This window comes from Arthrobacter sp. Bi26, from assembly GCF_918697925.1.
GTDB lineage: Bacteria > Actinomycetota > Actinomycetes > Actinomycetales > Micrococcaceae > Arthrobacter.
Genome location: NZ_CAKKMF010000021.1, coordinates 42,491 through 64,094 on the forward strand (window position 1 = coordinate 42,491; position 21,604 = coordinate 64,094).

At 65.3% G+C, this 21,604-nt stretch carries 23 protein-coding genes and 1 pseudogene; 10 read left to right on the forward strand and 14 right to left on the reverse strand.

Annotation, left to right across the window (positions count from 1 at the left end):
• Nucleotides 1-60: 60 nt before the first annotated feature.
• The 6 genes from LQV16_RS07770 to LQV16_RS07795 form a co-directional block, all read right to left on the reverse strand.
• A complete protein-coding gene (locus tag LQV16_RS07770) occupies nt 61-1,623 on the reverse strand; it encodes an LCP family protein (RefSeq protein ID WP_229993332.1) in 1,563 nt (520 codons plus the stop codon).
• 132 nt (nt 1,624-1,755) lie between these two features.
• Nucleotides 1,756-2,715: a GTPase Era gene (gene era, locus LQV16_RS07775; RefSeq protein WP_229993333.1), complete on the reverse strand. Its 960-nt coding sequence runs from the start codon at nt 2,713-2,715 to the stop codon at nt 1,756-1,758.
• Nucleotides 2,699-4,030: a hemolysin family protein gene (locus LQV16_RS07780; protein WP_229993334.1), complete on the reverse strand. Its 1,332-nt coding sequence runs from the start codon at nt 4,028-4,030 to the stop codon at nt 2,699-2,701. Before LQV16_RS07780 ends, era begins: the two co-directional genes overlap by 17 nt.
• A complete protein-coding gene (ybeY, locus tag LQV16_RS07785; protein WP_018773095.1) occupies nt 4,027-4,500 on the reverse strand; it encodes an rRNA maturation RNase YbeY in 474 nt (157 codons plus the stop codon). The genes LQV16_RS07780 and ybeY overlap by 4 nt, the downstream gene beginning before the upstream one ends.
• Entirely contained in the window at nt 4,497-5,585 is a 1,089-nt protein-coding gene (locus LQV16_RS07790) for a PhoH family protein (protein ID WP_229993335.1), read from the reverse strand. The genes ybeY and LQV16_RS07790 overlap by 4 nt, the downstream gene beginning before the upstream one ends.
• Before the next feature lie 336 nt (nt 5,586-5,921).
• Complete coding sequence (locus LQV16_RS07795; RefSeq protein ID WP_229993336.1) at nt 5,922-6,437, reverse strand: flavin reductase family protein; 516 nt, start codon at nt 6,435-6,437, stop codon at nt 5,922-5,924.
• 269 nt (nt 6,438-6,706) lie between these two features.
• Here LQV16_RS07795 and LQV16_RS07800 point away from each other — a divergent pair, with 269 nt between their 5' ends.
• From LQV16_RS07800 to cls, 3 genes are all read left to right on the forward strand, one after another.
• Nucleotides 6,707-7,213: a class I SAM-dependent methyltransferase gene (locus LQV16_RS07800; RefSeq protein WP_229993337.1), complete on the forward strand. Its 507-nt coding sequence runs from the start codon at nt 6,707-6,709 to the stop codon at nt 7,211-7,213.
• 147 nt (nt 7,214-7,360) lie between these two features.
• Complete coding sequence (locus tag LQV16_RS07805; RefSeq protein ID WP_229993338.1) at nt 7,361-7,567, forward strand: hypothetical protein; 207 nt, start codon at nt 7,361-7,363, stop codon at nt 7,565-7,567.
• A gap of 35 nt (nt 7,568-7,602) precedes the next feature.
• On the forward strand, nt 7,603-9,069 hold the full coding sequence (cls, locus tag LQV16_RS07810) for a cardiolipin synthase (protein ID WP_229993339.1): 1,467 nt from the start codon (nt 7,603-7,605) through the stop codon (nt 9,067-9,069).
• A gap of 126 nt (nt 9,070-9,195) precedes the next feature.
• Here cls and LQV16_RS07815 read toward each other — a convergent pair whose 3' ends face one another.
• Nucleotides 9,196-9,474 (reverse strand): hypothetical protein, encoded by a 279-nt coding sequence (locus tag LQV16_RS07815; RefSeq protein ID WP_229993340.1) that lies wholly within the window; start codon nt 9,472-9,474, stop codon nt 9,196-9,198.
• Between the two features lie 4 nt (nt 9,475-9,478).
• Nucleotides 9,479-9,565, reverse strand: a pseudogene (locus LQV16_RS23685) (hypothetical protein); the annotation flags it as partial.
• A gap of 40 nt (nt 9,566-9,605) precedes the next feature.
• Between LQV16_RS23685 and LQV16_RS23690 the strand changes: the two are divergent.
• Nucleotides 9,606-10,094 carry a GNAT family N-acetyltransferase gene (locus tag LQV16_RS23690; RefSeq protein WP_356815713.1) on the forward strand — a complete coding sequence of 163 codons (489 nt, stop codon included), beginning with the start codon at nt 9,606-9,608 and terminating at the stop codon, nt 10,092-10,094.
• Nucleotides 10,095-10,128: 34 nt separating this feature from the next.
• Here the strand turns inward: LQV16_RS23690 and LQV16_RS07825 are convergent, their stop codons facing one another.
• Nucleotides 10,129-10,533: a GNAT family N-acetyltransferase gene (locus LQV16_RS07825; RefSeq protein WP_229993342.1), complete on the reverse strand. Its 405-nt coding sequence runs from the start codon at nt 10,531-10,533 to the stop codon at nt 10,129-10,131.
• A 3-nt stretch (nt 10,534-10,536) separates the two neighbouring features.
• Here LQV16_RS07825 and LQV16_RS07830 point away from each other — a divergent pair, with 3 nt between their 5' ends.
• The 4 genes from LQV16_RS07830 (at nt 10,537) to LQV16_RS07845 (ending at nt 13,340) form a co-directional block, all read left to right on the forward strand.
• On the forward strand, nt 10,537-10,677 hold the full coding sequence (locus LQV16_RS07830) for a hypothetical protein (RefSeq protein WP_229993343.1): 141 nt from the start codon (nt 10,537-10,539) through the stop codon (nt 10,675-10,677).
• Between the two features lie 50 nt (nt 10,678-10,727).
• Nucleotides 10,728-10,949, forward strand: coding sequence for a hypothetical protein (locus LQV16_RS07835; RefSeq protein WP_229993344.1), 222 nt, complete (start codon nt 10,728-10,730; stop codon nt 10,947-10,949).
• Between the two features lie 118 nt (nt 10,950-11,067).
• On the forward strand, nt 11,068-12,162 hold the full coding sequence (locus LQV16_RS07840) for a hypothetical protein (protein ID WP_229993345.1): 1,095 nt from the start codon (nt 11,068-11,070) through the stop codon (nt 12,160-12,162).
• A gap of 251 nt (nt 12,163-12,413) precedes the next feature.
• On the forward strand, nt 12,414-13,340 hold the full coding sequence (locus LQV16_RS07845) for a GerMN domain-containing protein (RefSeq protein WP_229993346.1): 927 nt from the start codon (nt 12,414-12,416) through the stop codon (nt 13,338-13,340).
• Nucleotides 13,341-13,393: 53 nt separating this feature from the next.
• Here LQV16_RS07845 and LQV16_RS07850 read toward each other — a convergent pair whose 3' ends face one another.
• From LQV16_RS07850 to hrcA, 3 genes are all read right to left on the reverse strand, one after another.
• A complete protein-coding gene (locus LQV16_RS07850) occupies nt 13,394-14,167 on the reverse strand; it encodes a 16S rRNA (uracil(1498)-N(3))-methyltransferase (RefSeq protein ID WP_229993347.1) in 774 nt (257 codons plus the stop codon).
• A 2-nt stretch (nt 14,168-14,169) separates the two neighbouring features.
• Nucleotides 14,170-15,300: a molecular chaperone DnaJ gene (gene dnaJ, locus LQV16_RS07855; RefSeq protein ID WP_229993348.1), complete on the reverse strand. Its 1,131-nt coding sequence runs from the start codon at nt 15,298-15,300 to the stop codon at nt 14,170-14,172.
• Nucleotides 15,301-15,378: 78 nt separating this feature from the next.
• A complete protein-coding gene (gene hrcA / locus LQV16_RS07860) occupies nt 15,379-16,392 on the reverse strand; it encodes a heat-inducible transcriptional repressor HrcA (RefSeq protein WP_229993349.1) in 1,014 nt (337 codons plus the stop codon).
• Nucleotides 16,393-16,722: 330 nt separating this feature from the next.
• On the opposite strand from hrcA, the gene LQV16_RS07865 reads away from it, so the two are divergent.
• Nucleotides 16,723-17,574 (forward strand): DUF3097 domain-containing protein, encoded by an 852-nt coding sequence (locus tag LQV16_RS07865; protein WP_229993350.1) that lies wholly within the window; start codon nt 16,723-16,725, stop codon nt 17,572-17,574.
• Nucleotides 17,575-17,718: 144 nt separating this feature from the next.
• Nucleotides 17,719-18,138 carry a DUF4870 domain-containing protein gene (locus LQV16_RS07870; protein ID WP_229993351.1) on the forward strand — a complete coding sequence of 140 codons (420 nt, stop codon included), beginning with the start codon at nt 17,719-17,721 and terminating at the stop codon, nt 18,136-18,138.
• Nucleotides 18,139-18,262: 124 nt separating this feature from the next.
• Here LQV16_RS07870 and hemW read toward each other — a convergent pair whose 3' ends face one another.
• Both hemW and lepA read right to left on the reverse strand, forming a co-directional pair.
• Nucleotides 18,263-19,501: a radical SAM family heme chaperone HemW gene (gene hemW / locus LQV16_RS07875; protein WP_229993352.1), complete on the reverse strand. Its 1,239-nt coding sequence runs from the start codon at nt 19,499-19,501 to the stop codon at nt 18,263-18,265.
• A gap of 45 nt (nt 19,502-19,546) precedes the next feature.
• The gene (gene lepA, locus LQV16_RS07880; RefSeq protein WP_229993353.1) at nt 19,547-21,400 is read right to left on the reverse strand and encodes a translation elongation factor 4; all 1,854 of its coding nucleotides are present in this window, start codon (nt 21,398-21,400) and stop codon (nt 19,547-19,549) included.
• Between the last annotated feature and the right edge of the window lie 204 nt (nt 21,401-21,604).

Genomic DNA, 21,604 nt, shown 5'->3' on the forward strand with positions numbered 1-21,604 from the left:
GGCGCCAGTTTGTCGCCGCAGGTTTCAGTCACTGCCGGGACCCTGCGCTTCAGCGCATAGTCAGCCGGTGATCAGCGCCGGGTTCGCCTGCTGGCAGACGGTGTCGCCGGCTGTCTGGTTGACGATGTCCGCCGGCAATTGCGGCGTGGTGTCTGCGGTCGGTGTCCCGTTCGCGAAATCGCTGCCCAGGTAAACCTGGACTCCCGCAACTCCGGCGGCCGGGAGCACCCGGCCCGGCGCCACACCCAGCGCCGCCGCGACGTCCGCGGCCACGTCAGCGTAGTCCGCACCGTAGTACACAGCCGTCGCCGCGACGGGCGGAGCCGTCAACTGTCCCACCTGTGTGAAGCCGGCGCCCTTGATGGCCTGCATGATCTCCTGGGTCCGGGCCGGAACGCCCGAGCCGTTGGCCACAGTGACGGGCTGCAGCGTCTTGTCGTAGGCCGGTACCGTGGCGCTGGGCGTCGGCGTGGCGCTGGCACTCGGGGAAGCGCTCGGCGTTGCGGTGGGATCCGTCAGGTCGACGTCGTTGCGCATGGCATTGAACAGCTGGGATGCCGCGGGCTCGGCCAGCTGCAGCCGGTTGGGGTCCGCTTCGGCCGGGACGGTGGGCGTGGCCACGAAAGCCACCTTGCCAACGTCGATGTTTTTGAGCCGGTTGCCCACGGTCAGCAGCGTCGGCACCGAGGCCAGACCGTCGTCGATGGTCAGGTTCTTCGTGATCGCGTCCGCGATGCCGAGCATCCGGGCCGGGTTGGTGAGGGTGCCGTCGTCCTTGATTTTCCTGGTCAGGGAGGACAGGAAGCCCTGCTGGGCCTTGATGCGGCCGAGGTCGCCGCCGTCGCCGAAGGCGTGCCGGGTGCGGACGAAGGACAGTGCCTGCTCGCCCTGGACGGTGGACGTGCCCTTGGGCAGCCGCAGCTTCGAGTCGGGGTCGTACACGGCGTCGCTGACACACACAGACACACCGCCGACGGCGTTGGAGAGTTCCTTGACGGCGTTGAAGTCGGCCATCATGAAGTGGTCGATTTCCAGGCCGGTGAGCTTGTTGACGGTGTCCACGGCGCAGCCGATGCCGGCCTCGGACATGGCCGAGTTGATCATGACACCCGTCTGGGCCGGGTACTCCTTGTTGGTTTTCGGATCCTTGCACTTGGGAATGTCGACCAGCAGGTCCCGGGGGAAGCTGACCACATTGACCCGCTTGTTGTCCGCGGAGATGTCCATCAGCATCATCACATCCGAGTGCCCATAGCCGGTCGCGTCATCGCTGGTTCCGTACTGCGCATTCTTCCCGTCGCGCGTGTCCGAACCAAGGACCAGGATCTGCATCCGGTCCGTCGAATCGTTCACGGCGTTCTCGGTCTTGGTGCTGCCGGCGCTCAGCGGGGCCTTGGTGAGGTTGCCCTGGAGCCGGAGGGCCCAGTAGGCGCCGAAAGCGATCACGCCGACCAGGAGCACGGCCACCACGCCCGTGAAGACTTTCAGCCAGGTGGGGGTCCGGCGGGCAGCGCCGAGGTGGCGGGCCGGACCAACGGCGGGATCGGCCGTGTGCCGGGCAGCGGCGGTTGACCGAGCCGGCGGGGCGGATCCGTCGGCACGGTTGTCACGGGGTCGAACCACTTGTTGAGCCTTCCTAAACGAACGGGGAGTCAGCCCATTTTAGAGTCCGAATCTGAGAAAACGCCGATGGGCCCCGCCTTGGGAGCGGCGGAGCCTGCCGACGGCCGAAATAGGGCCTAAACGGGACCCGGCTCAGAAGCCCAGTTTGACGAGCTGCTTCGGGTCCCGCTGCCAGTCCTTGGCGACTTTCACATGCAGGTCGAGGTAGATCCGGGCACCGAGCAGCGCCTCAATCGCCTTGCGCGCGTTGGTCCCGACCTCGCGGAGCCGGGCGCCGCCCTTGCCGATGATGATGGCTTTCTGGGAGGGCCGCTCAACGTAGAGATTGACGCGGACGTCCAGGAACGGCCGGTCTTCGGGCCGGCCTTCCCGCGGAACGATTTCGTCGACGACGACGGCCAAGGAGTGCGGCAATTCGTCGCGGACGCCTTCGAGGGCGGCTTCCCGGATGAGTTCGGCGATCATCACCGCTTCGGGTTCGTCCGTCAGGTGCCCGTCCGGGTACAGCGGCGGCGACGCCGGCATGTGGCTGATCAGCACGTCGGCAAGGGTTTCGACCTGGAAGCCGTCGGTGGCGGAGACCGGGACGATGTCCTTCCAGCCGTCCTCGCCGAGGACCTCGCGGCCCAGGGCGGCGACGGCGAGCAGCTGCTCGGTGAGGCCCTGGCGGTCCACGGTGTCGGCCTTGGTCACGATCGCAATGATCGGCTTGTTGCCGAGGGCGGCGAGCTGGGCGGCGATGAACTTGTCTCCCGGGCCGATCTTCTCGTTGGCCGGCAGGCAGAAACCGATCGCGTCAACCTCGGCGAGGGTGTCGGCGACGAGTTCGTTCAGCCGCTTCCCCAGCAGCGTGCGCGGGCGGTGCAGGCCCGGGGTGTCCACGAGGATCAGCTGGGCGTCATCCCGGTGCACGATGCCACGGATCGTGTGCCGGGTGGTCTGCGGCTTGGCCGAGGTGATCGCGACCTTTTGGCCGACCAGGGCGTTGGTGAGGGTGGACTTGCCCGCGTTGGGCCGCCCCACCAGCACCGAGAACCCGGCCCGGTAGCCGCCGTAGGCTGCTTCGCCGTCGGACTTATTCTGCTTGCTCACGTGAGACTCCCTGTTGGATTGGTGCGGCCTCGTCGAGAAGGTCTTCAAGGTCAGTTTGTTCTTTTGCTACGGCGGCCGCAATGATGTGGCTGACGCGGTTCCGCCGGCCCTCGAGCCGGTCGGCGCGGAGGGACAGCCCGTGGACCTGGACGGCGCTGCCGACAATCGGCACCCGCCCGAGGGCCTTGGCGAGCAGGCCGCCCACGGTGTCCACTTCGTCGTCGTCGAGCTCGAGGTCGAAGAGCTCTCCGAGGTCATCGATGCTCATCCGGGCGCTGACCCGGTAGCTTCCGTCGCCCAGGGCCACGGCCTCGGCGCTTTCGGTGTCGTATTCGTCCACGATCTCGCCGACGATCTCCTCGATGAGGTCCTCAAGCGTGACCAGCCCTGCCGTTCCGCCGTATTCGTCGATGACGATCGCAACGTGCGTGGATTCCTTCTGGAGTTCGCGGAGCAGGTCGCTGACAAGCTTCGAGTCCGGCACGTAGCGGACCTCGCGGGCGAGTTCGTCCACCGCCGGCGGGTCCTCGTCCGGGCCGAGGTTGTGGAGGCAGGCGGCGACGTCTTTGAGGTACACAATGCCCAGGATCTGGTCCGTGTTTTCGCCGATGACCGGGATCCGCGAGTACCCGGAGCGCAGGAACAACGACATCGCACGCCGCAGGCTGGACCCGGAGTCGATCGTGAGGATGTCGGTCCGCGGCACCATGACTGAGCGGACCAGGGTGTCCCCGAAATCGAAGACCGACTGAATCAGCTCGGCCTCGTTGTCCTCGATCACGTCGGACTCGGTGGCCCGGTCCACAAGTTCGCGGAATTCCTCTTCGCTGAAAAACGCCTCGCTGTCGGCCGGCGCGCCGGGGGCGACGACGCTGCCAAGCCGCACCAGCCAGCCCGGGATCGGGCCGAGCACGGCGTAGAGGGACCGGACCAGCGGGGCGCTGAACCGGACCAGGGCGGCTGAGTGGACCCGGCCGAGCTGCCGCGGGGACACCCCCACGATCACGAAGCCGACCACCGCCATGATGCCGGTGGCCGCCAGGCCGGCGAGCCAGACGTTGTCCAGCATGCTGTAGAGGAGGACGGTCACGGCGACGGCGGCTGCCATCTCGAACCAGACCCGCCAGAACCGGAGGGCGCGCATGTGCCCCACGGGCTGCGCCAGGATGCGTTTGAGCGACGTGCCCCTGCTGTGCAGGACCGCCTGCTCGGCATCATGCCGGGGCAGGAAGTTGAAAGCGGACTCGGCAGCGGTGAGCACCGCGGCAAAGCTAAGGAACACCAGCGCCATGCCGGCCAGGATCAGTGGGGTCACTGAACCGTCTCGGACGGGGCCGCTTTGCCGGTGAAGGCGGTCAGCAGTTCGCGCTGCAGCCCGAACATCTCTTCCTTCTCTTCCGGCTCCGCGTGGTCATAGCCCAGCAGGTGCAGGATGCCGTGCGTGGTCAGCAGCAGCATCTCGTCCTGGGTGGAGTGGCCGGCGTTGCGGGCCTGGACCTCGGCCACCTGGGGGCAGATGGCGATGTCGCCGAGCATGCCCTGGGGCGTCGGCTTGTCCGGCGTGCCCGGGGTGAGCTCGTCCATAGGCACGGAAAGGACATCGGTGGAGCCGGGTTCGTCCATCAGTTCAAGGTGGAGCTTTTCCATGGCCGGTTCGTCCACCAGCAGGATGGACAGTTCCGCCTGCGGGTGGATGTAGAGGCTTTCGAAGATGAAACGCGACAGAGCCACGAGCTCCGACTCGTCCACGACGACGCCGGATTCGTTGTTGACCTCAATGCTCATGCGTGTTCTCCCCGCGTTTCCCGGGCAACGGAGTGCTTGACCCGGTTCCTTTGGACTTCGTCCCAGATGCTGTAGGCGTTGACGATATCCCCGACCAGGCGGTGCCGGACGACGTCGGAGGCATCCAGGATCGAGAAGTTGACGTCCTCGATCCCCTGCAGGATCTCCTCGACGATCCTGAGCCCCGAGCGGGTGCCGAAGGGCAGGTCCACCTGGGTGATGTCCCCGGTGACCACCATCTTGGAGCCGAAGCCCAGACGGGTCAGGAACATCTTCATCTGTTCCGGCGTGGTGTTCTGGGCCTCATCGAGGATGATGAAGGCGTCGTTCAGCGTCCGGCCGCGCATGTAGGCCAGCGGGGCGACTTCGATGGTGCCGGCGGCCATGAGGCGCGGAATGGATTCGGGGTCCATCATGTCGTGCAGGGCGTCGTACAAGGGCCGCAGGTAGGGGTCGATCTTGTCGCTCAGGGTGCCCGGCAGGAAGCCTAGCCGCTCCCCCGCCTCGACGGCGGGACGGGTCAGGATGATGCGGCTGACTTCCTTCTGCTGCAGGGCCTGGACCGCCTTGGCCATCGCCAGGTAGGTCTTGCCGGTACCGGCCGGCCCGATCCCAAAGATCACCGTGTTCGCGTCGATCGCGTCCACATAGTTCTTCTGGTTCAGCGTCTTGGGCCGGATGGTCTTCCCGCGGGTGGAGAGGATGTTGGTGGTCAACACTTCCACGGGGTTCTGCAGTGACTGGCTGCGGAGCAGGGAGACGAGCTGCTGCAGGACGGCCGGGGTGATGACGGTGCCCCTGGCCACCAGCCCGCGCACCTCGTTGAGCAGGCGCATGATGCGCGGCACGTCGGCGGCAGGACCGCTGATGGCAAGCTCATTCCCGCGGACATGGAAATCGACGGCGGGGAACTGGTTTTCGATGAACCTTAAGGCTTCGTCATGGCTGCCCAGCGACTGGACCATCTGTTCTGAGTCGTCGAACACGACCACCTCCGTCCGCAGCCCTGGTAGGGAGTGGGGGAATTCCCCTGCGGTGCGTTCTCGGGCGCTGAACCGGGCCTTGCCGTTCGCTGCTTCAGTCATGGTGTTGGCCCGCGGGCCTCTGGTCCCCTCCAGTATGAATATGGTCGGTCGCCGTGATCCGTACCGACGGCGGTTCGCACCGCCCGCGGCCCGGGTCAACGGGTGCTTCCATCTTACGCCAGCGCGGCGCGCCCGACGCCGTACGGGGAACCGGCGTCGGGCGTTACACGTCGGTGTTTCCGAAGCCGACCCACCCATCCAGCCAGTGGGCGCCGGTAACCGGGAACGGCTGTACAGCGCTCCCCCGCTCCGCATCGTCCCCGCGGCCGGGCCGAGCCGGCCGTGCCGCCGTCAAGGCCCAGGCTGCCCACAAGCGGGACAGCGACTGCAGCATGGTCATGCCACGCTCTCCAGCGCGCCGGCGCCGGACCGGACACCGACGTAGTCTCCCTTGTAGAAGAGCAGGGGCTCGGCGCCGGGTCGTGCGCCCAGGGCGCGGACGGCGCCGACGACGATCGTGTGGTCCCCGCCGTCGTACTCCTGGTGCAGTTCGCAATCCACCCAGGCCAGTGCCTGGTCCAGGACGGGGTTGCCCAAGGGCGAGGGCGAGTGCTCAACGCCGGCGAACTTCTCCGTTCCCGACCGGGCGAACTGCCCCGCGAGATGCTGATGTTCTGCGGGCAGGATGTTCACGGTAAACCGGCCCGCCTCACGCAGCAGCGGCCAGGTGGTGGACGTCCGTGCCGGGCTGAAGGTGACAAGGGCCGGCTCCAGGGACAGGGAGGAGAAGGACTGGCACGTGAACCCGGCCGGCCCGTGCTTCGTTGCTGCCGTGATCACCGTCAGGCCGGTGGCGAAGTGTCCGAGAATGTGGCGGAGTGTCCTCGGGCTGAGATCAGTTTGTTCCGTCATGGCGGGTCCTTTCGACGCTGGAAACCCCAATCAACCACCGCGGACCCGGCTTCCCAAGCCCGGCTGCAACGCACAGTCGCGCAGCGACACAGCGCGTCACGGACCCGTTGCATGACGTAAAAATTCGGCACCGCCTGGGAACCTTGCGGACCGTAGGGACCTGGACCGCGGGCTGCCGGCGGCATCCGGGTAACTGGGGTTCGCCGGCCATGGCCGCTAGGCTCGGTCGATGCCAAACTCCGAGAACCTGTTGGACGTCAGATCCGCGTATGACACAGTTGATCGACGTCGGATGCGGTGCCGGACGAATGACCAGCTACCTCAGCCACGCCGGGCTGAACGTCAGCGGCGTCGACCTGTCGCCCGAAATGGTCCGGGTCGGGCAGCAGCTGCATCCCGAGCTGTCGTTCGAAGTCGGAGAGCTGACTGACCTGCCGGCAGCCGACGCCGCTGCAGACGGCATCCTGGCCTGGTATTCGATCATCCACTCTCCCCCGACGGCCCTGCCGGCGATCGCGCGCGAGTTCTGGAGAACGCTCCGCCCAGGCGGCTCGGCCCTCATCGGATTCCACGCCGGCAGCGGCCACCGCACTATTGACCGTGCCTACGGACACGACGTCCAACTCCGTGCAGAACGGCACGCCCCCGACGACGTGGCGCTGCGGTTCACCGAGCAAGGTTTTGTGATGCGCGCCCAGCTTGTGCGTTCGCCGAGAGCCATGGAGAAAGACCCTCAGGCCGCCATCCTCGTCGACAAGCCCTCCGTCCCCTCGTAGGGATTTCACCCGCAGCGGGTGAGGCCCATGCCACGCATGACGCCAACAATAGTCATACCTTCCACTGGCAGGGCTGAAGGACGGACCGTCCCGGAAACGAGAAGGCGTCGCACCGAGACGCCGCAACTTTGAGAGCAGGAATCACAAATGATTCTCCCGGGAAACTTTTGGGATATTTTCTGGTGGTTCCTCACAGCGTCCGTATTCTTTGCCTGCCTGTTTGGTGTTTTTGCGCTCATCGGTGACCTCTTTCGCGCTCAGGAATTGAACCATTCCAAAGCCAAGGAACTCCTGGACGCTGGAACCGGCAGCGCTGAAGAGTTAGAAAGAATCAAGAACCGTGTGCTCGTCTGACGGCGTTCGCGGCATCGAAGAACGTTGAGGCAGCAGTGCGCGGATTCTTCCAGGATATTGAAACGTTCGCCTTGCTCCTGCTGGCGGCCCACATACTGCTCGTGACCGTCGCAACTGTCCTCGTGTCGATGAATCGCCGTCCATCCTCTGCTATTGCCTGGGTGCTCGCCATAATCTTCATACCGATCCTTGGTGCAATCGCGTTTTTCTTTGTCGGTTACTCGAAACTGCCCAAGGCGCGCCGGGACAAACAGCGCGAAGTCAACAATCTGGTCCTGGCGCGGACTGAAGGCAGCCCGCTGGTTAGCCGCGGCCTTGACTGGCCGGAGTGGCTGCATTCTGCGGTGGTATTGAACAGCAACCTTGGGGCGCTCCCTATGGTGTCGGGCAATAGTGCGACCCTATTGGGCGACTACAACGGCACTTTCGATGCCATGATCGCTGAGATTGATTCGGCCACCAGTTACGTGCACGTGGAGTTTTACATCCTGGTGCTGGACGCAACGACGACGCCGTATTTTCAAGCGTTGGCCCGGGCAAGACGACGCGGCGTCGACGTCCGGGTTCTGTCCGATCATTTGGCTGGCCTGAAGTTCCCCGGCCGGAAAGAAACCCTGGACTTCTTCCAGGAGATAGGGGCGGAATATCGCCCCATGCTGCCGGTGCGGCCATGGCGCGGCGAATGGCAGAGGCCTGACCTGCGCAATCACCGGAAGATCTTGGTCGTCGATGGCCGCGTGGGATTCACTGGATCCCAGAACGTCATCGACGCGAGCTACGACACGAAGGCCAACCTGAAGCGCGGGCTCCAGTGGCACGAGCTGATGATGCGCGTTGAGGGACCTGTGGTCCGGGAACTGGATGCGGTCTTCGCGACGGACTGGTACAGCGAAACGGATGTGATACTGCCACTGGATTCAAGCCCCATAGGCGCCAGCCACGGTTCTGCACTCATTGACGCACAAGTCCTGCCCAGCGGTCCCAGCTTCGACAACGACAACAATTTGAAGCTCTACGCGACGCTCATCCACAAAGCTGAGCGGCGTGTCAGCATCACCAGTCCATACTTTGTCCCGGACGAATCCATCCTGATGGCTATTGTCACGGCAGCCGCGCGGGGGCTAAGCGTCGAGCTCTTTGTTTCCGAGGTCGGAGACCAGAGCATGGTCTACCATGCTCAGCGTTCCTACTACGAGGCACTGCTCCGCGCCGGCGTCAGGATCTACCTATACCGGTCGCCCAAGGTGCTGCACTCGAAGCACTTCACCATCGATGAGGAGGTTGCGGTAATTGGGTCCAGCAACATGGATGTCCGTTCCTTCAGCCTCAACATGGAGGTATCCGTACTTGTGCACGGGCGCGGTTTTGTGGACGCAATTCGAGGGATCGAAGACGGGTACCGCGTGGAAAGCCGTGAGCTGCAGCTCGCGGACTGGCTCCGGCGGCCCATAGCCCAAAAAGTATTCGACAACCTGGCGCGCCTGACAGCCTCCCTCCAATAAGGAATTGGCGAACCCTTTGGAGGGGTCCTTGCTTCCAGGAAGACGAAGGCGCCGGCTACGGAGTGCTAGCTGATGCCCAAACCGGCTGGCTACCTTCCTTGACACTCGGCTGGCAGGTGCCCGGCCTCACGCCGTTCGCGAGATGTCCGCAACTACCTGATCGATTTGATACCTGGAAACCCGCGCAAGGGCCGGGTTGGTGTGGACATAGTAGGGATAGGTGATGATTCCAATCGACAGTGCCCAAGCGCGGCCGCGTTCCCACGTCGTCTGGTCAACGCCTACTGCATCGCGAAATGCGGCGCGTCCTTTATCCTCGAGCAGGTTCCAGGCGACGATGAGGTCGACCGCCGGATCGCCAATGGCCTCCCCAGTCGAGGACACCGGCGAGCCGCGCGTCGGCAATCATAAGGTTTCCTGGTTGCAAGTCCGTGTGAATCCAGACCTGCTCCCCTTCAGCGAGGCCGATGCGTCGGCTACGGCATGATGAAGACATGGAATTGCAGACTGAGCGTCTCCTGCTGCGCGAGTACACGATGGATGATTTCGCAGCGGTACATTCGTTCGCTTCTGATGTGAGAATCGCCGATTTCGTGGACTGGGGACCGAATACAACCGGCGAAACTCAGGAATTCCTCGAAATGTGCGTGGGGGCGCAACGCGGCGCGAGCCGGACAAACTTCACTCTCGCTGTCACCTTTCCGGGTGGCTACCCTTTTGGTTCTGTCGGGCTCGCCGTTGATCAGGGCCGGGGCGAACTCGGGTACGTGATTGATGCTGACCACTGGTGCCGCGGGTATGCCACTGAGGCCGCAGCCTCCCTCCTCAGATTCGGCAAAGAAACCCTCAGACTGCGGGACGTTACCGCAACCTGCAGACCACCGCTTCGGCGAGGGTGCTGGAAAAGATGGGTATGGTCCAGGTCGGATTGCGGAGGGCGGACAAAATCATTCGTGGGCATTGGCGGGATTCTCTCGTCTTTTCAGCGGTCAACACCACCTGGTAACGCACGGGACGGCGGGTGACCTCAGTTGAAGCCCAGCGTGGCACGTTGCCCGGTTATATGTCAGACCGGACCATCCGTATCTCAGGTAGTTCCTCCCAGTCGGGTGAAAGCAACTTGCGTTTCCCATCGGGCCTAAAACCGTTCTTGGCATAGAAGGCCCGGGCGCGGGCGTTGGCCTCGAGCACCCACAGATAGGCGGGTAAATCGCCGAGTGCGGCCTTCAGCAGCGCGACACCGAGCCCAGTGCCATGCGTGCGCCTCAGAGTGTAGATGGAGTAAAGCTCAAATTCTCCGGGCAAGTCATGGTCACGTCCCGTACCTGCGTCGGCAAATCCAACGATTTCATCGCTCGCGTCCAAGGCGATGATTCGAGGCTGAGCGCTGTCCAGATACGCTCGACGTTTTTCCACGCGCTCCGGGATGCTGGCACGGCGCGCATCGAAGAATTCCGAGGGCAAAAGGTGCCCCTAGCATTCCTCATGGGCCAGGGTGTGCATCCGAACTACGGCATCAGCATCCTCAACCGCGGCCTGGCGGATCTGGTATTCCATCTGCCCAGCCTAGCTTTGACCCTGTTGTTCCGTGGCCGGGACCCGCAGTAAAAGTAGGGCCGCGAGGGAAGCCACTTTACGAGCAATGCCATACTGACGCCATGGCCATCCGGCTTTGCTTCTACGCCGGATATGCGGTTGCGTTGATGATCGACGTGGCGTCGATATTTTCGTCGTCGGAACCCGCAGCAGATTCAGGCTTCGCCATTCTGGCCGCCGTCTTCCAAACTCCATTGGTCCTCATCGCATCTGCCGGCGCAGTCGCAGCCATTGTTCTTCGGAAAGACGCGCCTCCCAGAACCGGGGCTACCCAGGCCCCCTGAACATTCTTGCGGATCGTCTCTGTGCCGGCTGCCGCGAAAGTGATCCATTCGCCCGGGCCTTCGAGGGCTGCTCAAGCCAGACAGAGCACATCTCCGTCCCTCCGAGCTCCACGACGCTTTGACCATCCGCGATCTTTCAGATCCGGACGGCCGGCCCCATGCGATGCAGCCGCTGTTGCAGGGCATCATCGACGCTCTCTGCCATGAATGGGCAGTGCCAGGACGAATCGTCCGCCACAGCCCCCTCGTGAGTGTGGCCGACAATTACGATCGTTTGGGGTTCAACGCATCGGACGTCACGCGGGACCAAAGGTACTCCCGCTACCTCAGTCCAACGGTCATGCTCCGCAGCCACACGTCGGCATCCATCCCGTCGCAGCTGCGGGCACTGGACGACGACGCATCCACGGACGAACTCTGGGCCGTCCCCGGTCTGGTCTATCGACGCGACTGCGTCGACCGCACCCACGTGGGAACTCCCCACCAGGTCGACCTGTGGCGCGTCAGCTCGCTAGAAAGACTCGACGCAGAGAACCTGCAGGACATGATCGGATCGCTGGTGAAGGCGGTGCTTCCAGGGGCACGATGGCGCGCAGTTCCAGCCGTTCATCCCTACACCAGAGAAGGCTTGCAGGTCGATGTCCTCATGGAGGGAGAGTGGCTCGAACTCGCAGAATGCGGGCTCATGGCACCTCATCTGTTCTCCGAAGCCGGCCTGGATCCCACAAGGTGGTCTGGCCTGGCTCTTGGGATGGGTTTGGACCGGGCCCTGATGCTCCGCAAAGGCATCCCCGACATCAGGTTGCTTAGGTCGACGGACGAGAGAATCGAACAGCAGATGCTGGACCTGTCCCGGTGGAAACCGGTCTCCCAGATGCCATCCATCCGCAGGGACATCTCCATCGTGGTTCCCGCGGACATGGATACCGAAGTGCTCGGTGACCGAGTGCGAACAGCATTAGGCGAAAAGGCCGAGGACCTGGAAAGCGTCGAACTCTTGGCCCTAACTTCGTATGGAGACCTTCCGGTAAAAGCGCAGGAACGACTTCGCATCTGCGATGGGCAGGCCAACGCACTAATACGTCTGGTGCTGCGTCCCCTCGCTCGGACCATGACGGATGCAGAGGCGAATCAGATCCGGGACGATGTTTATCTGGCCCTGCACGAGGGGCCAGTCCGGGAGCTCATTGCAGGACAGAACCGAACGAATTAGGTATCAACTTTGTATCGGCCTCATATCGTTCCCGTTGCAGTTCCGGCGCCGGGACCGAAACCCGGCTGTCGCGCCGTGCCGGTGTGCCATGCTGGAATCCGGCTGTCCCAGGATCGCCGGGCTGCTCTCCGGCAGGTGAAGGATGGGGCGGTCACGAGCGGTCTACGACGGCTACAACGGATCATCGCCGCGGAACGCGGGGCATAAGAAGGGACAGCGGCATCAGGAAGCGTGAAGTTCAGCACTCATCGGTGGGGCGCGTCCGCCGCGCCGCGCTGGCGCTGGCGCTGCCCGCCGCCCTCCTCCTGTCCGGCTGCGTGGCAACGCCGCAGAGCGGCATCACGAACTCCAGCAGCCCGTCGGAGCTCATTCCCGTCCCGGCGTCGGGTGTGCCCACCACCAGCGCTCCGCTCGAAACAGCCCAGACGTCGAACAAGGCTCCGGTGTACTGGATCGGCCGGAGCAATGACAACGCGTTCCTCTACCGCGAGTTCCGTGACGTCCCTGACCAGGACAACCCCGTCACCCGCGCCCTGCGGGTGATGATGTCCCAGAAGCCGCTGGACCCGGATTTCTTCACGCCCTGGCAAAACCCGAAGAAGCTCGCGACGTCGATTTCCGGCAAGAATGTCATCACGGTGGATGTCTCGGCGGATGCCTTCAACAGCAACGTGGATGCGGCCATGGCCGAGCGCGCCATCCAGCAGCTCGTCTACACGGCGACGGCTGCCGCGGCCAGCGCAGGCCTTATCGATGCCGGACAGCAGATCCAGGTGGTTGTGCTGGTTGACGGTCACACGGACTACGTGGCCTTCAACCATGTCCGGCTGGGCGAGCCGACGTCCCGCAGCGCCGGGATGGTGGCACCTGTGTGGATCATTGATCCGCAGGAAGGCACCTCCGTGGCTGACGGTTCGGTCAAGATCAGCGGCCGGAGCACCGTCCAGGGCGGGAAGCTCCGCTGGGCGATCCTCAAAGTCGACGGTGACGGCGACAACGACAAGACGGCCTATCTCAACGGCAACGCCACGGCCTCGGCCGACTCCGTCAAGTCCGGGCTGTTTACCTTGTCCGTGAACCTCGGCCCGGGCCGTTACGAGGTCCGGGTGTCCCAGGTGGACGCGTCGGACAGCGCCAAGGAAGTGTTCCAGGACACCCGCGGCTTCACGGTTAAATAGTCTTTCGCGTCAAATGGTCTTGCGCGTCAAGAAGCGACGACGCCGGCCGCCGGTTACCAGCGGCCGAGGATGTCGCTGGCCAGTACGGTGGCGGCGGGCCCCGCGGTGGACGAGCGCAGCACATGGTGGCCCAACAGGGCCGTGACCGCCCCCGCGTCGCACAACCGGGTCACCTCCCGCGGGCTGATGCCGCCTTCAGGGCCCACGATCAGCAGCACTTCACGGGACCCGCTGTCGCCGGGCTGCGCGGTTGCCAGCCATGATTCGAGTACGTGCCGCAGCGGTCGGACGGCATCTTCGTGCAGGATGACCGCGAGATCTGCGGCCGCCACGGCCGCCTGCAGACCGGCGCCGTCCACTGCCGCCCGGACCTCCGGTATCCAGGCCCTGCGCGCCTGCTTGGCTGCTGCTGTCACCACCGACTGCCATTTGGCGTGCGCCTTCGCGGCCCGTTCAGCCTTCCACCGCACAATGGACCGCTCCGCCTGCCAGGGAATGACGGCGTCGATGCCCAGCTCGGTGGCCGTTTCGGCCGCAAGTTCGTCACGGTCGCCTTTGGCGAGGGCCTGGACCAGGACCAGCCGGGTCCCGGGCCGCGGCTCGTTGGCAACCTCGAGGCACTCGACGGTCAGCTCGCCGGGCAGGGCGGCGGTCACCGTGCCGGTCAGCCGCTTGCCCGCGCCGTCGGCGATGTCGACGGCCTCGCCGACGGCGATCCGCTTGACGGTGACGGCGTGGCGGGCCTCAGGGCCCTCCAGGACGAAGGCGGAGCCGGGGACCTGCTGGTCCAAGGTGCCGGGGGCGGTGAAGAAGACCGGGTTACTCACCGCTACAGGTTACCGAGCCTGTCCCGGAGTTTAGCGAAGACGCCGCCGCTGGCCGCGAGCTTTCCGGCCGTGAAGTGCTCGCCGCGCAGCTTGGCCAGCTGGCGGAGCAGGTCTTCCTGGGCGGCGTCGAGCTTGCCCGGTGTTTCGACCTGCAGGTGCACTTTCAGGTCACCGCGCCCGTGGCCTCGCAGGTGGGTGACACCAAGGCCGCGCAGTGTGATGATCTCGCCCGACTGGGTGCCGGCCCTGACGTCGATCTCCTGCTGCCCGTCGAAGGTGTCGAGGCTAATTTCGGTGCCGAGTGCGGCGGCCGTCATGGGGATGTTGAGGCTCGCGTGCAGGTCGTCGCCGTCGCGGACGTACGTGGCGTCGTTGTTGACCCGGATCTCCACGTACAGGTCCCCCGCCGGACCGCCGGCGGGCCCTGCCTCGCCCTGGCCGGACAGCTGGATGCGGGTGCCGGTGCCGACGCCGGCCGGTACCTTGACGGTCAGCGAGCGGCGGCTGCGGATCCGGCCCTGGCCGCTGCATTCGTTGCAGGGGTCCTTGATGACGGTGCCGAAGCCCTCACAGGACCCGCAGGGCGCCGAGGTCATGACCTGGCCCAGGATGGAGCGCACAGCGCGCTGGACCTGGCCACTGCCGCCACAGATGTCGCAGCGCACCGGGTGGGTGCCCTCGCGGCAGCAGGAGCCTTCGCAGGTGGGGCAGACGACAGCCGTGTCGACCTCAAGCTTCTTGTTCACGCCGAACACCGCGTCGCGCAGGTCAATCCGGACGCTGATCAGCGCATCCTGGCCGCGGCGGACACGGGACGCCGGGCCGCCCTGGCCGCCGCCCGCCCCGAAGAAGGTCTCGAAGATGTCTTGGAAGGCGAAGCCCTGGCCTGAGTAGCTGCCGCCACCGAAGCCGTTGTCGGTGCCGTTCTCGTTGCCGGTGGTGTCATACACCCGGCGTTTCTGCGGATCGGAGAGGACCTCATAGGCGTGGGTGACGGCCTTGAACCGGTCCGAGGCGTCTTCTCCTGGGTTCACGTCCGGGTGCAGGGTCCGGGCCAGTTTCCGGTAGGCCTTCTTGATCTCCTCCCCCGTTGCGTCGCGGGAGACTCCAAGAACGTCATAGTGGCTGCTCAAAGTGTGTATCTCTTCCTTTTCATACTGCCGGTGGGGCACTGCCTGTGGGGCAAGAAGTCGCGTTCGGTCCCGGGCCCGTCAGGGCCCCAGGATCCTCGAAAGGTAACGGGCCACCGCGCGGACGGCGGCCATGGTGGTGGGATAGTCCATCCGGGTGGGTCCAAGGACGCCGACCTTGGCCGTGGCGTCCGGCCCGTAGGCAGTGGCCACGACCGAGGCCTCGGCAAGACCGACGTACGGATTCTCCCGGCCGATGCTGACGGTTACGCCGCGCGGGTCTTCGGCCATTTCGCTGAGCAGGCGGAGCATGACCACCTGCTCCTCGAGCGCCTCCAGCACGGGGCCGATGCTGAGCGGGAAGTCCACATTGGAGCGTGCCAGATTCGCGGTACCGGCCATGACCATCCGCTCTTCGCGACTGCTCGTGGCCAGGGCTTCAACGCCGCGGGCCAGGGCCTGGGCCGCTCCGCGGCTCACCGGCGCGCCACTGGCGACGACCGTGGGCAGAAGCTGGGGCAGCAGGCTCAACGGCGTTCCGGAGAGGCTCGCCAGGAACCGTGTACGCAGCTCCGCCAGGGCGTCGTCGGGAAGGTCCTGCCCGACGTCGATGACGCGCTGCTCCACTTTGCCGGTGTCCGCTATGAGGACAATCAGCACCTTCCGGGGGGCCAGCAGCACGAATTCTATGTGCCGCACCTTGGCTCGGCTGAGCAGCGGATACTGCACGACGGCGACCTGGTTGGTCAGGTGGGAGAGGAGCCTCACGGTCCGGTCGAGGATGTCGTCGAGGTCCTCGGATCCTTCCAGCAACGCCTGGATGGCCCGGCGCTCGGCCGAAGACAATGGCTTCACCGCTGAAATCTGGTCAACGAAAAGCCGGTAGCCCTTGTCGGTGGGGATCCGGCCTGCGCTAGTGTGCGGTGCCGTGATCAGGCCTTCGTCCTCCAGCGCCGCCATGTCATTTCGGATCGTGGCGCTGGACACGCCAAGATGGTGCCGCTCAACGAGCGCTTTGGAACCAACGGGCTCACGCGAATGGACGTAGTCCTCCACGATGGCGCGCAGCACTTCGAGTTTGCGCGGTTCGCTCACGCTCCACCTCCAATCGACTGTCCCGCAGTCGGTGCCGCCCGCGTTGTCCGGTTCGCGCCCAGAAGCAGTACCCAGAAGTAATACTGAGACGGCCCTCTTCGGGACAAGGGTTAGCACTCGACATGCCTAAGTGCTAACCAGTCTAATATGAGTCGCCGCGTTGTTAGCATTGGATTCGCTCCAGGCGTGGCCCTCGCGATCGCGATTCCCGTCACGTCGGTGCCGAGACCGTGGCAGCCGCTGCCGTTGCCGCGCCGTCGCGGTCCGGTTCCGGCCCCGGAGAGTTCCACCGACCGCCGTACATTCCGAGTGCAAAGTAAGCGTGTAGAGATGTCGTACCAGAACTGGGGACCCCAGGACCTGTCCGCCCCCGCCAAGACCCAGTTGCCGGAAGTCCCGGTGGAACGCGGGATGGTCCTCGAGGAGGTCCAGTCCGGCTGGGTGGGTGCCGTGACCCGGGTGGAAAAATCCGGCGGCATGCACGTGGTGGCGTTGGAGGACCGGCGGGGCAAGTCCCGTTCCTTCCGCCTCGGCTTTGGCTTCCTGTTGGACGGCCAGCCGATCCGGCTGATGCCGCCGGCCCCGAAGAAGGCGGCGCCGGCCGCCGGTGCCGGCCGCACGGCGTCGGGTTCGGTGCGGGTGGCGGGGCACCGCGCACAGGTGGCCAAGGCCAGCCGCATCTGGGTGGAAGGAAAGCACGACGCCGAACTGGTGGAGAAGGTCTGGGGCGATGACCTCCGTGTGGAGGGCATCGTCGTCGAACCGCTGCACGGCATTGACGACCTCGCGGCCGCCGTGGCGGAGTTCGGGCCGGGCCCGGGCCGCCGCCTCGGCGTGCTCGTTGACCACTTGGTGGCCGACTCCAAGGAGTCACGGATCGCCGACGCCGTCATGGCGTCACCGGGCGCCGCCGGCAACGTCCTGATTGTGGGCCACCCCTACGTCGACGTGTGGCAGGCCATCCGGCCCGCGGTCCTGGGTATTGAGCAGTGGCCCGTGATCCCGCGCGGCGTCGACTGGAAGACCGGCATCCTCATGGCATTCGGGTGGCCACACTCCACGAAGGAGGACATCGGCCTCGGCTGGCAGAAACTTCTGGGGGCTGTCCGCAGCTATGCGGATCTGGAGGCGTCCCTGCTGGGCCGCGTGGAAGAGGTCATTGACTTCCTCACCGTGCCCTAGTCCGCCGCGGCGGACACTCCCTGATCTCCATTTCCGCGCCCGAGCAAGTATTCTTGGAACGGCGGCCGCGCACCCAGCGCGGTTCCGGCTATTCCAGGCACAACCCAGGCAGCAACGCATCACCGCAATCCGAAGGGCTATACCGTGGCAGATAACGCACGCGAACACACGGGCAACCAGGCCGGCCAAGGTCAGCCCCCGTACCATGGCGTTCCGGCAAATGCGCTGCCGCTGACGGCCAGCGAGGACCGGCAATGGGCCACGCTGGCCCACTTCGGCGGCATCCTAGGCTGCGTTCCGTCGCTGCTGATCTACCTCATCTTCAAGGACCGCGGCCCGTTCACGGCGCAGGAATCCAAGGAAGCCCTCAATTTCACGTTGCCGCCGACCATCGCCGCGGTGCTCGCCAATCTGCTGGTGTTCATTCCCGTGGTGGGCAACCTCTTCGCCGTGCTCGCCACCGTGATCTGGATCGCCGTGACGTGCTTCTCGGTGGCGGCAGGCATCCACGTCAACCGTGGCCAGCCGCACCGGTACGAGTTCAACCTGCGCTGGATCAAATAGCCCAGCCCGGACCCAAGCAAGAAGAGCCGGCCGCTTCCCACCAGGGGTAGCGGCCGGCTCTTCTTGTGCGGCTTCATCGTTGTGTGCGGCAGCTTAGTCGGGCCGCACGGTTAGGTGCGGCCGTTCAGTCCGGCAGGATCCTGCGGACCACGGCGTCGGCCAGCAGCCGGCCCTTGAGCGTAAGGATGAGCCGGCCCTTGAAAGCGGCCGCGGGGTCCACGAGGCCGTCGGCAATCAGCCCCGCGACGGCGTGCCTGCCCGTGTCCCCGAGGCCGCCGAGGCTGGGGATGTCGAGTCCGGAGTTCAGCCGGGCCTCGAGCATGACGCGTTCCACGTTGCGGGTTTCGGGGTCCAGCGTTTCGCGTCCGGCGGCGGGCGAGACCCCGGCGCCGAGGCGGTTGGCGTAGGCGGTGGGGTGCTTGACGTTCCACCACCGCACGCCTCCGACGTGGGAGTGCGCCCCGGGTCCGATGCCCCACCAGTCGTCCCCCCGCCAGTAGGCGAGGTTGTGCCGGCAGGCCTGTTCGGGGGTGCGGGACCAGTTGCTGACCTCGTACCAGGCGAGCCCGGCCGCGGAAATCAGCTCGTCGGCGAGTTCGTACTTGGCCGCGTGGTCGTCGTCGTCGATTTCCGGCACTTCGCCGCGGCGGATCTGCGCCGCAAGTTTGGTGCCGTCCTCCACAATCAGGGCATAGGCGCTGATGTGGTCGGGGGCGTAGGACAGTGCAGTCTCCAGTGAGAAGCGCCAGTCATCCAGCGACTCCCCCGGCGTCCCATAAATGAGGTCGAGGCTGACCGCGAGCCCCGCGTCCCGCGCCCACCGCACCACTTCGGGCACCCTGCTGGGCGTGTGGGTGCGGTCCAGGACCTTCAGGACGTGCGGCACGGCCGACTGCATACCAAAGGACACCCGGGTGAACCCGGCGTCGGCGAGCAGTTGCAGTGACTCGGGCGTGACGGAATCCGGGTTTGCCTCGGTGGAAACCTCGGCGCCGGGCTGCAGGCCCCAGGCGCCGATCGCGGCCGTGAGTATGCGCGCCAGATCCTCGGCCGGCAGCAGCGTGGGCGTGCCGCCGCCGAAAAAGACCGTGCTGAGGGGGCGCGCGGGCAATCCGCTGCGATTCAGGGCCTCGGCGGCGAATTCCACTTCCGCGACCGCCGTGGCGGCGTAGGCGTCCTGGGAGGCGCCGCCGCCCAACTCGGTGGCGGTGTAGGTGTTGAAGTCGCAGTACCCGCAGCGGACCGCGCAGAACGGGATGTGCACGTACAGCCCGAAGGCACGCTGATCGGCGCCCTGGCACGCCTGGGCGGGCAGGAGCCCGTCCGGCGGCGCCGGGTCGCCCAGGGGAAGAACGCTAGGCACGGGCCCGGCCTGCCGTCACTGCAGCAACAGTCATTACCAGCACCGCTACTTCTTGGCCTTGTCCTTGGACTCGTCCGTCGTGAGCGCGGCGATGAAGGCTTCCTGCGGTACTTCGACGCGGCCCACCATCTTCATGCGCTTCTTGCCTTCCTTCTGCTTTTCCAGCAGTTTGCGCTTTCGGGTGATGTCACCGCCGTAGCACTTGGCAAGGACGTCCTTGCGGATGGCGCGGATGCTTTCGCGGGCGATGATCCTGGAACCGATGGCGGCCTGGATGGGCACCTCGAACTGCTGGCGGGGAATGAGTTCGCGCAGTTTGCCGGTCATCATCACGCCGTAGGCGTAGGCCTTGTCGCGGTGCGTGATGGCGGAGAAGGCATCAACCTGCTCGCCCTGGAGCATGATGTCCACCTTGACGAGGTCGGCCACCTGCTCGCCGTCGGCCTTCCAGTCCAGCGACCCGTAGCCGCGGGTCTTGGACTTGAGGATGTCGAAGAAGTCGAAGACGATTTCGGCCAGCGGCAGGCGGTAACGGATTTCCACCCGGTCCTCGGAGAGGTAGTCCATGCCGCCCATGACGCCGCGCCGGCTCTGGCACAATTCCATGATGGCGCCGACAAACTCGTTCGGCGCCAGGATGGTGGCGGACACCATCGGCTCGCGGACTTCGGCGATTTTTCCGGTGGGGTATTCGCTGGGGTTCGTGACGTGGACAATCTTCTTGTCCTCCAGCGTCACCTCGTATTCCACGTTGGGGGCGGTGGAAATCAGGTCCAGGTTGTATTCGCGTTCGAGCCGTTCGCGGGTGATTTCCAGGTGCAGCAGGCCCAGGAATCCCACCCGGAAGCCGAATCCCAGCGCGGCGGACGTCTCGGGCTCGTACACCAGCGCGGCATCGTTGAGCATCAGCTTCTCCAGCGCATCGCGGAGCACCGGATAGTCGGTGCCGTCCAGCGGGTACAGGCCGGAGAAGACCATCGGCTTGGCGTCCGCATAGCCGGGGAGGGATTCGGTGGCCGGCTTGGCAAGGTTGGTGACGGTGTCGCCCACCTTGGACAGGCGGACGTCCTTCACGCCGGTGATGAGGTAGCCGACTTCGCCGACACCGAGGCCCTTGGAGGGGGTGGGCTCCGGGGAGCTCACCCCGATCTCCAGGAGCTCATGCGTGGCACGGGTGGACATCATCTGGATGCGTTCGCGGGGGTGCAGCATGCCGTCGACCACGCGGACGTACGTGACCACACCGCGGTACGTGTCGTAGACCGAGTCGAAGATCATGGCCCGGGCCGGGGCGTTCGGGTCGCCCACGGGTGCCGGCAGGTCGCGGACGATCTTGTCCAGCAGGACCTCGACGCCCATGCCTGTCTTGCCAGAGACACGGAGCACGTCGTCGGGGTCGCCGCCGATCAGGTTGGCGAGTTCCGCCGCGTACTTCTCCGGCTGGGCCGCCGGGAGGTCGATCTTGTTCAGGACCGGGATGATCGTGAGGTTGTTTTCCATCGCCAGGTAGAGGTTGGCGAGGGTCTGGGCCTCGATGCCCTGGGCCGCGTCCACCAGCAGGATCGCGCCCTCGCAGGCCGCGAGCGAGCGGGAGACCTCGTACGTGAAGTCAACGTGCCCGGGGGTGTCGATCATGTTCAGCGCGTAGCTGGTGCCGTCGAGTTCCCAGGGCATGCGGACGGCCTGGGATTTGATGGTGATGCCGCGTTCGCGCTCAATGTCCATGCGGTCCAGGTACTGGGCCTTCATGTCACGGGACTGGACGACGCCGGTGAATTGAAGCATCCGGTCGGCCAGTGTGGATTTGCCGTGGTCAATGTGCGCAATGATGCAGAAGTTCCGGATGATGGCCGGATCTGTTGCGGCGGGCACCGGGGCGGTGCGGGCCATGGGAGACACGCAGGGTCCTTACTGTTGGCATTAAGGTTGGCTGTCCACGGATCGGCGCGGATGCTGGTTTCCCATCCTGCGACGTGGCGCATTTGTCGTTCCTAATAGTCTCCCACGTCCGGGCCGGTGGCAGTGCATCCCTGCATTGCGTTGCGGACTCTGCATCGCCCCGTGGATTCTCCTCTCCCGCCTATCTCGTCCCCTCCTCCCGCC

What these genes read in the sequence shown, in the direction of transcription:
- ybeY (WP_018773095.1), bottom strand. Translation starts at nt 4,500, where the DNA reads ATGAGCATTGAGGTCAACAACGAATCCGGCGTCGTCGTGGACGAGTCG.
- LQV16_RS07790 (WP_229993335.1), bottom strand. Translation starts at nt 5,585, where the DNA reads ATGACTGAAGCAGCGAACGGCAAGGCCCGGTTCAGCGCCCGAGAACGC.
- LQV16_RS07795 (WP_229993336.1), bottom strand. Translation starts at nt 6,437, where the DNA reads ATGACGGAACAAACTGATCTCAGCCCGAGGACACTCCGCCACATTCTC.
- LQV16_RS07800 (WP_229993337.1), top strand. Translation starts at nt 6,707, where the DNA reads ATGACACAGTTGATCGACGTCGGATGCGGTGCCGGACGAATGACCAGC.
- LQV16_RS07805 (WP_229993338.1), top strand. Translation starts at nt 7,361, where the DNA reads ATGATTCTCCCGGGAAACTTTTGGGATATTTTCTGGTGGTTCCTCACA.
- LQV16_RS23690 (WP_356815713.1), top strand. Translation starts at nt 9,606, where the DNA reads ATGGATGATTTCGCAGCGGTACATTCGTTCGCTTCTGATGTGAGAATC.
- LQV16_RS07835 (WP_229993344.1), top strand. Translation starts at nt 10,728, where the DNA reads ATGGCCATCCGGCTTTGCTTCTACGCCGGATATGCGGTTGCGTTGATG.
- LQV16_RS07865 (WP_229993350.1), top strand. Translation starts at nt 16,723, where the DNA reads ATGTCGTACCAGAACTGGGGACCCCAGGACCTGTCCGCCCCCGCCAAG.